The sequence below is a fragment of the Actinomadura miaoliensis genome, assembly GCF_039536785.1.
GTDB lineage: Bacteria > Actinomycetota > Actinomycetes > Streptosporangiales > Streptosporangiaceae > Spirillospora > Spirillospora miaoliensis.
On record NZ_BAAAZG010000065.1, the window covers coordinates 1 to 10,340 of the forward strand.

The window sequence follows — 10,340 nt, forward strand, 5'->3', positions numbered from 1 at the left end:
GAGCATCCTGGCCTCTTCCTGGGCCAGGACGACAACCCGCCGCGCGCGGTCGGTGAACCTTTCGAACATGTCGTCGCTCCTCGGGCGCCGGTTCCCTCAAGGAGGGTCTTCCTCCCCTTAGGAGTGCGTACCCAGCATTCAACCCCCTGGCGTTCGCTGAACCTTCCTGCGTACGCCGCCAGCGAAAAACCCTGCGATCGCAGGCGGAGGTTCCGGGCGGGTGTTCAGCCGACCGGGACCGTCCGGCTACCCGCCGGGTACATGATCGCGCCCGCACTCCGCTCGGCGGGCAGCACGGCGGTCACCACCAGACCGCCGCCCTCGCGCGGCACGGCGGTGACGGCGCCGCCGTGGGCGCGCGCGATCGACCGCACGATGGACAGCCCGAGCCCGGCGCCCTTGGTGTCGACGACGCGGTCGCGGTTCATGCGGCGGAACGGCTCGAACAGGCCGGTGATCTCGTACGGGGGCACGACCGGCCCGGTGTTGGCCACCTCGACCTCCACCCGGCCGTCCCCGCGGGTGCGGCTGGACACCCGTACCCAGCCGCCGTCGGGGACGTTGTGCCGGATGCCGTTCTCCACCAGGTTCTGCACGAGCCGTTCCAGCAGCAGCGCGTCGCCCGAGGTGGGCGCCTCGTCCGCCTGCTCGTGCACCCGCACCCCGGCCGCCTCCGCCTCCGCCCCGGTCTGGACGGCGACGTGCCCCACCACGTCGGCCAGGTCGACCGGGGCCCGTTCGGTGATCTCCTGGTCGGAGCGGGCGAGCAGCAGCAGGCCGTCGATCAGCCGTTCGTGCCGGGCGTTGATCAGCAGCAGGCTCTCCCCGAGTTGCCGGACGTCGGCCGAGGCGGACCTGCGGTGCATGGCCAGCTCCACCAGCGCCCGGCCGAGCGTGAGCGGGGTGCGCAGCTCGTGCGAGGCGTTGGCGACGAAGCGGCGCTGCCCGTCGAAGGACTGGTCGAGCCGCTCCAGCATGGTGTCGAAGGTGTCGGCCAGCTCCTTGACCTCGTCGTCCGGGCCGCGCAGCGCGATCCGCTCGTGCAGGCCGCGGTCGGCGGCGGGGGCGGCGGCGATGCGCCGGGCGGTCTCGGTGACGCGGTGCAGCGGGGCCAGCGTGCGTCCCGCGATCAGCCAGCCGAACCCGGCGGCCGCACCGCCGACCACGGCCAGCGCGACGCCGCCCTGCGTGACCAGCGACGTGACCGCGGCCTCGCGCAGCCGCTCGCTCTGCTCGCGGGCCAGCCGTTCCAGCTCCGTGCCGGTGACCGGTTCGCCGCCGGGACCGCCGATCGTGTAGCGCTGGGACTGCTGCGCCGCGCCGTCGCCCGCGCCGCCCGGCCCGCCGGTCCGCTGCTGCATCGTCGCGATCACCTTGATGCGGCCCTCGGAGATCTTCTGGGTGAACAGCGCGTACGTCACGCCGAGCAGCACCACGCCCGCGACCAGGAACAGCGCGGCGTAGGTCAGGGTGAGCCGGGCGCGCAGCGACATGCGCCGCGGCCGGGCGGGCGCGTCCGCCGGCGCGGCGGCACTCCGCACGTTCGGCGTCATGGTCGGCGTCATGGTCGGCCTCATGGAATCCGGTACCCCGCTCCCTTGACGGTCTCGATGACGGGCGGTTCGCCGAGCTTGCGGCGCAGCTTGAGGATGGTGAGCCGGACGGCGCCGGTGAACGGGTCGGCGTGCTCGTCCCACGCCTTCTCCAGCAGCCCCTCGGCGGACACCACCGCCCCGTCGGCGCGCAGCAGTTCGGCCAGCACGGCGAACTCCTTGCGGGCCAGCGGGACGTAGCGGCCGTCCCGGAACACCCGGCGGCGCGCCGGGTCCAGGGAGATGCCAGCGCGGCGCAGCACCGGCGGCGCGGCCGGGCGGGCCCGCCGGCCGAGCGCCAGCACCCGGGCGGCCAGCTCGGCGAACGCGAACGGCTTGGTGAGGTAGTCGTCGGCGCCCAGGCCCAGCCCCTCCACCCGGTCGGTGACCTCGGCGGCGGCGGTGAGCATCAGCACCCGCGTGGCCGAGCCGCCGTCCACCAGCTCGCGGCACACCTCGTCGCCGTGCACGGCGGGCAGGTCGCGGTCCAGGACGACGACGTCGTAGTCGTTGACCGCCAGGCGTTCCAGCGCCGCCGCGCCGTCGTGCGCGAGGTCGACGGCGTGCGCCTCGTCCCGCAGCCACTCGGCGATCGCCTCGGCGAGCATCCGCTCGTCCTCCACCACCAGCACCCGCATGCCGCTCCTCTCCGCCGGACGCGCGTTCGCCACGGGCCATCGTGACGGGCGCGGCGTTTCCTTTCTGTTAGGAGAACGCTGTCAGGCGAGCGCCTGGAACCCGCGGGACGCAGGAAACGGAGGGGAAACAGGCGGTCGAGTTGCATGCCGTGCGTCCGGTCGGAGCCGTCGGGCCCGACCGCGGAGCAATCGAGGAGCAGACGATGAAGCTTCGGACGCGCGGCGCCCTCGCGGCGATGCCGCTGGCACTCGCCCTCGCCCTGACCGGGTGCGGCGGCGGAGACGACGGCGACGGCGGGGTGGCCACGGTGAACGGCGGGAACTCGACCAAGCCCGCCAACGCCGCCGGCCTCAGCCCGGAGGAGATGGGCGTCAAGTTCGCCGAGTGCATGCGCAAGAACGGCATCGACATGGAGGACCCGAAGGACGGGCGGGTGATGGTCAAGGCCAAGCCGGGCCAGGAGCAGACGATGCAGAAGGCCATGGAGGCGTGCCGCCAGTACAGCCCGCAGCAGAACTCCCGGGGCGGCTCGGACCCGAAGATGGAGCAGCGGCAGCGCGAGTTCGCCGAGTGCATGCGCAAGAACGGGGTGGAGAAGTTCCCCGACCCCAAGCCCGGCCAGCGCGGCATCTTCATCGACAAGAAGGCGATCGGCGACGACCCGGACCTTGAGAGCGCCCAGCAGAAGTGCCAGGACGTCCTGGGCGGCCCGGCGGGCGGCGGAGCCGGGAAGTGACCACTGTGGAGGGGCACGAGGACCAGAGGGTCGCGGGCCCGGACGGGCGGCGGCCCGAGGCCCGCGAGACGCTCACCGACCAGGCGCCGCCCGGCACGCCGACGTCCGGGCCGGAGGACCCGCCGAATCCGCCGCAGCCGTCGCGGCGGCAGCGGCGCCGCGGCCGCTCCCGCCGGACGAAGATCGTCGCCGCGGCGGCCGTGGTGGCGGCGGGCGGCGCGGCCACCGCCGCCGCCCTGAACCTCACCGGCGACGCCACGTCGGAGCAGACGGCGCGCGGGCTGCCGCCCAACACCACCAAGGTCACCCGGGAGACGCTGCGCGACACCCAGGACGCCGACGGGGTGCTGGCCTACGGGGAGCAGACCGCCGCGACCAGCCGCCTGCAGGGCACGCTCACCGGCCTGCCCAAGAGCGGCGACCAGATCACCCGCGGCAAGACGGTGTACCGGGTGGACGACAAGCCGGTGACGCTGATGTACGGGTCGCGGCCCATGTACCGCCCGCTGCGTTCCGGCGTGGAGGGCGAGGACGTCCGCCAGCTCGAACGCAACCTCCAGGCCCTCGGCTACGACGGGTTCACCGTGGACGACGAGTACACCGGAGACACCGCCGAGGCCGTCCGGGAATGGCAGGACGACCGGGGCCTCGACGAGACCGGCGTCGTGGAGCTCGGCCGGGTGCTGTTCACGCCCGGCGCGATCCGCGTCGACAGCCTGGAGGCGGGGGAGGGCGACCCCACCTCGCCCGGCCGCAAGGTGCTCAACTACACCGGCACCGAGAAGGCCGTCACCGTGCAACTGGAGGCCACCGACCAGCGCCTGGCCAAGGAGGGCGCCGACGTGGAGGTCACCATGCCCGACGACCGGAAGGTCGAGGGCCGGGTCGACGAGGTGTCCACGGTGATCGAACCCGGCGGCAACGGGGAGGAACCGCAGACCAAGGTGGAGGTCACCGTCGAGCTCAGGGGGAGCGGGGCGCAGAAGATCGCCGCGCCGTACGCGATGGCCGCGGTGGACGTCACCTTCACCGCGGGCACCCGCGAGAACGTGCTGACCGTGCCGATCGCGGCGCTGCTGGCGCTGCGCGAGGGCGGCTTCGGCGTCGAGGTGGTCCAGGGCGGCCGGTCGTCGTACGTGCCGGTGCGCACCGGCCTGTTCGCCGACGGCAAGGTCGAGGTCTCGGGGAACGGCATCGCCGAGGGCACGGTCGTGGGGATGCCGAAGTGATCTCGCTGACGGACGTCACCAGGACCTATCCGGGCGGGGTGACCGCGCTCGACGGCGTGTCCCTGGAGATCGCCGCCGGCGAGCTGGTGGCGATCGTGGGGCCGTCCGGCTCGGGCAAGTCCACGATGCTCAACGTGCTGGGCACCCTGGACCGGCCCACGTCCGGCACCGTGCGCATCGACGGGTACGAGGTCGGCGGGCTGTCGGACGCCGAGCTGTCGGCGCTGCGGGCCCGGCGCATCGGGTTCGTGTTCCAGCAGTACCACCTGGCGCCGGGCACCCCGGCGCTCGACAACGTCGCCGACGGACTGCTGTACCAGGGGATACGGCCCGCCGAACGGCGCCGCCGGGCGGCCGCGGCGCTGGAGCGGGTGGGGCTCGGGCACCGGCTGGACCACCGTCCGCTGGAGCTGTCCGGCGGCGAGCGGCAGCGCGTGGCGATCGCGCGGGCCGTGGCGGGGGAACCGCCGCTGCTGCTGGCCGACGAGCCGACCGGCGCGCTCGACTCCGTCTCGGGGGCCGGGGTCATGGCGCTGCTGCGGGAGCTGAACGCCGCCGGCACCACCGTCGTGATCATCACGCACGACCGGGACATCGCCGCGGCGCTGCCCCGGCAGGTGCGCATGCGCGACGGCCGCGTCGTGTCCGACAGCGCGACCGACAACGCTGTCGACGGCGCGACCGGCGGCGCGTCCGGCGGCGCGACCGGCGGCGCGTCCGGCCTGGACGTCGCGGCCGCGCGGGGGGTGGCCTGATGGCCGCCGCCGAGGCGCTGCGCCCGGCCCGGATGTGGCCGGGGGACGTGATGAAGGTCGGCGCGGTGGGGCTGCGCACCCGTCCGCTGCGGGCGTTCCTGTCGGCGCTCGGCATCGCCATCGGCATCGCCGCGATGGTCGGCGTGGTGGGGATCTCCTCGTCCTCGCGCGCCGACCTGGACCGCACCCTCGCCGCGCTCGGCACCAACCTGCTGACCGTCAAGCCCGGCAGCACGCTCACCGGGGAGCAGGCGCAGCTGCCGCTGGAGGCCGAGGCCATGGTGCGGCGCATCGCGCCGGTGCGGTCGGTGTCGGCGATCGGCATGATCGACGACGCCAAGGTGTACCGCAACCGCAAGATCGACCAGGCGGAGACCGGCGGGATCGCCACCTACGCCACCCGCTTGGACCTGCCCGCCACCACCGGCGCGACGGTCGCCAGCGGCACGTGGCTGAACGAGGCCACCGGCCGCTTCCCGGCGGTGGTGCTCGGCGCGAGCGCGGCCGAACGGCTCGGCGTCGGCCGCGCCGGTCCGCAGACGCAGGTGGTGGTCGGCGGCAAGCCGTTCACCGTCGTCGGCATTCTGGCCAAGGCGCCGCTGGCCCCGGAGCTGGACACCGCGGCGCTGGTCGGCTGGCCGGTGGCGCGGTCGGAGCTGGGCTTCGACGGCCACCCCACCACCGTCTACACCCGGTCGGCCGACTCGGCCGTCGAGGACGTGCAGTCGGTGCTGGGCGCGACCGCCAACCCGGCCGCGCCCAACGAGGTGGACGTGTCGCGCCCGTCGGACGCGCTGGCCGCGCGGCAGGCCGCCGACGAGGCCCTGACCGGGCTGCTGCTCGGCCTGGGCGCGGTGGCGCTGCTGGTCGGCGGGGTCGGGGTGGCCAACACCATGGTCATCTCGGTGCTGGAGCGGCGTTCGGAGATCGGCCTGCGCCGCTCGCTGGGGGCGACCCGCGGCCAGATCCGCACCCAGTTCCTGGCCGAATCGCTGCTGCTGTCGGCGCTGGGCGGGGCGGGCGGCGCGGTGCTGGGCATGGCGGTGACCGCCGGGTACGCCGTCTCGCAGGACTGGCCGATCGTCATCCCGGCCTGGGCGGTCGCGGGCGGCATGGCGGCCACCCTGCTGATCGGCGCCGTCGCCGGACTGTATCCGGCGATCCGCGCGTCGCGCCTGTCGCCCACCGAGGCGCTGGCCACGCCGTAGGCGCCCGCGATCCGGTCCGCCCGTCCCGCCCACTCCCGCGCGGACGGGCGGACCCCGGCTCCACCTCGATCCCGATTCAGGTCGCCTCAGGGGTCGGTGCGGGCGCGGGCTCCGGGACGGCCACGAGGACATCGTTCAGCGAGCGGACCACCGTGGCCGGGAGCACGCCCCGGATGACCAGGTCGTCCACCGAGGCGAACGGGCCGTGCGTCTGGCGCACCGTCACGATCAGCTTGGCGTGATAGGGATCGATGCCGGGCAGACCGGCGAGGACGTGCTCGGGCACGGCGTTGACGTCGACGAGCCCGCCGTCGTCGAACGCGCGCGGCAGATCCGGGCGCCCGACGTGCAGCTCACGGGCCACGGCGGGGTGGTGGGCGACCAGGGCGCGGGCCTGCTCGCGGCGGGCCCCGCGTTCGATCATCGCCACCACCGCGGGAGGCGGCATGACGGCGGGATCGGTCACGGGCCCGGCGGTCAGCAGCGCCACGTGCACCATGCCGCCGAGCGTGGTCACCAGCGCCGCGGCGGTCGCGGGCAGGTCGTACGGCGTGGAGCCGTCCTCCTCGGCGGTGCCCATGATGGCCCAGAAGACGATGGTGAGCAGCAGGTATCCGGCCGCCGCCAGCCACAGGAGCCGGCTCCGGCGACGGCCCGCGTAGTAGCCGACCAGCGCGCAGGTCCCCGTGCCGAAGGTCAGCGGCGGGATGCCGATCAGGATGATCCGCAGCCACCACGGGGTCCGGCGCGGCGCGTACGGAGGCACCGCAGGCGGAACCAGGCCGTGGTGCGGGACGGGCGTCTGCGGCAGGGGCGTGTGCGGGACGGTCATCGGCGGGACCGGCACGGGCGGGGGCGCGGTGGGCGGCGCGGTGGCGGCCGCCGGACCCGCCAGGGTCGGGTCCGAACGCAGGATGCGCATGTGGAGCTGCCGCAGGCGGTCGCCGGGCTCGACCCCGAACTCGGCGGCGAAGAACTCCCGGGCGTCCCGGTAGGCGGCCAGCGCCTCGGCCTGCCGGCCGCACCGGTAGAGCGCCAGCATCAGCAGGTGGCGCGGCTGCTCCCGGAGCGGGAAGTCGGCCACCAGCCGGATCAGCTCGGGGACCAGCTGCGCGTGCCGCCCCTGCTCCAGCTCGATCTCCACGCAGGTCTCCAGCGCGGCCGCGCGTTCCTCCGCGAGCCGTTCGCGCGCCGCGTCGAACACCCGGCCGGTCAGCCCGGCCAGCGCCGGACCCCGCCACATCGCCAGCGCCGCCCGCAGCGCGGCGGCGGCCTGCGCCGGGTCGTCGGCACGGGCGGCCAGGGCCCGCTGGACGTCGCGCTGGAACAGCTCGGCGTCCAGGCACTGCGGCGGAACGTGCAGCGCGTATCCGGCGGGCGTCAGCTTCAGCAGCCGCCCCGGCGTGCGCGGTGACCGGTCGGGCTCCAGCACGCGGCGCAGTCCGGCCACGTACTTCTGGACGACGTTGGCCCCGTTGTCGGGGGGATCGTCCTCCCACACCGCGTCCACGATCGCGCTCGTCGAGACGGGCCGGTTGACGTTCAGCAGCAGCACCGCCAGTACCGCGCGCTGCTTGCCGGGGCCCAGGTCGAGCTCCTCGTCGTCCCGCCAGGCCCGCAGCCGGCCCAGGATCTCGAACCGTGGCGACGGATCGGTCGTGGACATCTGGACCACCGGCATTCCTCCAGGTACCACCCATGCGGCAGTGGGAACGCAGCCCGGCGGCAGCCCGAGCGCAGTGACCGCAGCATAACGACAGTGACTTCGCAGAGGCACTCCATAACGTCACCGGCACCCCATAAGGTCACCCGGGCGATACCGGCCGGTCTCGCCACAGACCGAAACGTTCGCGACAGTCCTGACATAGGAGACCTTTCATGCGAAGGCACATGACCGTCGTCCCGGCCCTGCTGGCGTCGGCGACGCTCGTCCTCACCGGCTGTGGCACGGGCGGCGAGGGGGCGAAGGGCGCGGCCCGCACCGATGCGGCCAAGCCCCCCGCCTCGCCCCCGGCCTCGCCCACGCCGACCGTCACCCCGAACGGCATCGAGCGGCTGCGCCCCGCGCAGATCCTGGCCCGCGCCCGCGCGGCCACGGTGGCGGCCAGTTCGCTGCGGCTGCACGGCGGGATCCGGGAGGACGGGGAGAACATCCGGCTCGACATGCGCTACGCCGGCCGCACGCGGGCGACCGGCGAGATGACCACCGACGGCCAGCGGCTGTTCCTCACCCGTGTCGGCTCGGCCGTCTACATCAAGGGCGACGACGCCTTCTGGAAGGCGGCCGGCGGCAAGGGCGCGGTGCAGCTGCTGTCCGGCAAGTACCTGAAGGCGACCGCCAAGGACGAGGGATGGGGGGAACTGGCCGCCTTCGCCGACCAGAAGAAGTTCCTCACCGAGATGCTCAAGGGCCTGGGCCCCCTCACCAAGGTGAAGGGCGGGACGACGCGCATCGACGGCCGGGCCGCCCTGGCGCTGCAGACCGCGAGCAAGGACCGGATCTACGTGGCGACGGAGGGCCTGCCGTACCTGCTGCGCCTTGAGGGCGGCCGGAAGAACCGCATGGACCTGTCCGCGTTCGGCGCGCCGGTCACCGTCCAGGCGCCGCCGCGGAACCAGGTGGTGGAAGTCTCCGCGCTCCAGTGACCGTCCGCGTGACGGCGCCGGGCGGTGGGGGAGCGGCGGGGCGGTCCGGCTTCGACGGGGGCGCCGGACCGCCTCGACAAACACCCCCATCGGCGGAGACATGCCGCTAAAGTGACACCCCGACTCCGGAAAGTGGCCGAATGGGACGGCCTGATCGCGGTGATCATGCCGTGACCGCCGACTGAGCGAGGGATGCCATGGATGTCCAGCCACCCGCCTCCGGCCCGGCGCTCTCCGCCGGTTCCCTGGAGACCTCCGCGGTCGTACCGCTGATCACGCGCGACTACGACTCCCGTCCCTCCCTGGTGTACGAGCGGTTGCGCGCCAGGTACGGGCCGGTCGCGCCGGTCGACCTGCTGGGCGTGCCGGTGTGGCTGGCGCTGGGCTACCGCGAGGTCCTGGAGGTGCTGCGCGACCAGCGCGGGATCTGGAGCAAGCGGCTCGCCGACTGGCGGGCGCTGGCCGAGGGCCGGGTCCCGCGCGAGTGGCCGCTGCTGCCCGCGCTGGAGGTCAACCACGTGATCTTCCAGGAGGGGGACCGGCTGCGGTCGCTGCGCGCGGCCTACCACCAGGCGCTCAAGCCGTTCCAGGACGCCGGGCACCCGCAGGGCCGGCGGCTGCGCGAGGCCGTCGCCCGCAGCGCCGACGAGCTGATCGACGTCATGACCGAGGGCGGCGGCCGCACCGGATGGGCCGACCTGTCCGCCCAGTACGCCCGGCCGCTGCCGCTCATGGTCGTCGACCACCTGCTCGGCTTCCAGAGCGGCCGCGGCGACGAGGTCCTCATGGACATGTGGCGGGTGCTGGACGCCGGGCCCGACTCCGCGGCCGCGCTCGAACGGCTGCTGGCGGCGCTGGGCGAGCTCGGCGCCGCCAAGATGGCCCATCCCGGGGACGACTTCCCGTCCTACCTGCTGGCCGCCCATCCCGGGCTGACCGTCGACGAGCTGTCGCGCGAGCTGATGATGCTCGTGGGGGTGACCGGCGACCACACCGGCACGCTCATCGGCAACACCATCGCCGAGGTCCTCGGCACCGACTCCGGCGCCCGCGACAGCCTGTCCATGGGCATGATCCGCGAGACGGTGAACCGGGTCGCGATGGTGAACCCGCCGATGGCCAACCTGACGTTCCGCTGCCCGGCGGTCGACACCCGGCTCGGCGACGTCACCATCGCCGCGGGCGAGCCGGTGTTCCTGTCGGTGGCGGCCGCGCACCAGGACCCCGTGTTCGCCGCCGGGCTCAACGCCGACTCGCTGCTCAGCTCCCGGGCGCACCTGGCCTGGGGCGCCGGGCCGCACGAGTGCCTGGGCCGCGAGCTGGCCACCACCATCGTCACCACCGCCATCAGCCGGCTGTTCGGCCGGTTCGAGGAACTCTCCCTGACCCTGCCCCCCGACCAGCTGCCGTGGCGGTCCTCGCCGCTGATGCGCGGGCTGCGGTCACTGCCGGTGCGGTACACGCTGGCCGCGAGCCCGGCGCCCGCCGCGCCGCCCGCAGCCGGGCCGCCGGGGGCGCCCGCCACGCCGCAGGCC

Annotated in this window: 9 protein-coding genes; 6 read left to right on the plus strand and 3 right to left on the minus strand. The window is 74.4% G+C overall.

Annotation, left to right across the window (positions count from 1 at the left end; genetic code table 11):
- Nucleotides 1–224 precede the first annotated feature (224 nt).
- Both ABD811_RS39365 and ABD811_RS39370 read right to left on the minus strand, forming a co-directional pair.
- Entirely contained in the window at nucleotides 225–1,565 is a 1,341-nt protein-coding gene (locus tag ABD811_RS39365) for a sensor histidine kinase (protein ID WP_344958041.1), read from the minus strand.
- Nucleotides 1,566–1,573: 8 nt separating this feature from the next.
- Complete coding sequence (locus tag ABD811_RS39370; protein WP_344958043.1) at nucleotides 1,574–2,230, minus strand: response regulator transcription factor; 657 nt, start codon at nucleotides 2,228–2,230, stop codon at nucleotides 1,574–1,576.
- Nucleotides 2,231–2,433: 203 nt separating this feature from the next.
- Here ABD811_RS39370 and ABD811_RS39375 point away from each other — a divergent pair, with 203 nt between their 5' ends.
- Genes ABD811_RS39375 through ABD811_RS39390 form a run of 4 tightly spaced genes read left to right on the plus strand, consistent with a single transcriptional unit; the run spans nucleotide 2,434 to nucleotide 6,159 of the window.
- Complete coding sequence (locus ABD811_RS39375) at nucleotides 2,434–2,967, plus strand: hypothetical protein (protein ID WP_344958045.1); 534 nt, start codon at nucleotides 2,434–2,436, stop codon at nucleotides 2,965–2,967.
- Nucleotides 2,964–4,196: a peptidoglycan-binding protein gene (locus ABD811_RS39380; RefSeq protein ID WP_344958047.1), complete on the plus strand. Its 1,233-nt coding sequence runs from the start codon at nucleotides 2,964–2,966 to the stop codon at nucleotides 4,194–4,196. Before ABD811_RS39375 ends, ABD811_RS39380 begins: the two co-directional genes overlap by 4 nt.
- Nucleotides 4,193–4,951, plus strand: coding sequence for an ABC transporter ATP-binding protein (locus ABD811_RS39385; RefSeq protein WP_344958049.1), 759 nt, complete (start codon nucleotides 4,193–4,195; stop codon nucleotides 4,949–4,951). The genes ABD811_RS39380 and ABD811_RS39385 overlap by 4 nt, the downstream gene beginning before the upstream one ends.
- The gene (locus ABD811_RS39390) at nucleotides 4,951–6,159 is read left to right on the plus strand and encodes an ABC transporter permease (protein ID WP_344958051.1); all 1,209 of its coding nucleotides are present in this window, start codon (nucleotides 4,951–4,953) and stop codon (nucleotides 6,157–6,159) included. Before ABD811_RS39385 ends, ABD811_RS39390 begins: the two co-directional genes overlap by 1 nt.
- Nucleotides 6,160–6,235: 76 nt before the next feature.
- Here the strand turns inward: ABD811_RS39390 and ABD811_RS39395 are convergent, their stop codons facing one another.
- Nucleotides 6,236–7,825 (minus strand): AfsR/SARP family transcriptional regulator, encoded by a 1,590-nt coding sequence (locus ABD811_RS39395; RefSeq protein WP_344958053.1) that lies wholly within the window; start codon nucleotides 7,823–7,825, stop codon nucleotides 6,236–6,238.
- Nucleotides 7,826–8,037: 212 nt separating this feature from the next.
- Between ABD811_RS39395 and ABD811_RS39400 the strand changes: the two genes are divergently transcribed.
- Nucleotides 8,038–8,805, plus strand: coding sequence for a hypothetical protein (locus ABD811_RS39400; protein WP_344958055.1), 768 nt, complete (start codon nucleotides 8,038–8,040; stop codon nucleotides 8,803–8,805).
- 197 nt (nucleotides 8,806–9,002) lie between these two features.
- The coding region (locus ABD811_RS39405) for a cytochrome P450 (protein WP_344958057.1) at nucleotides 9,003–10,340 on the plus strand (1,338 nt) is incomplete at its 3' end.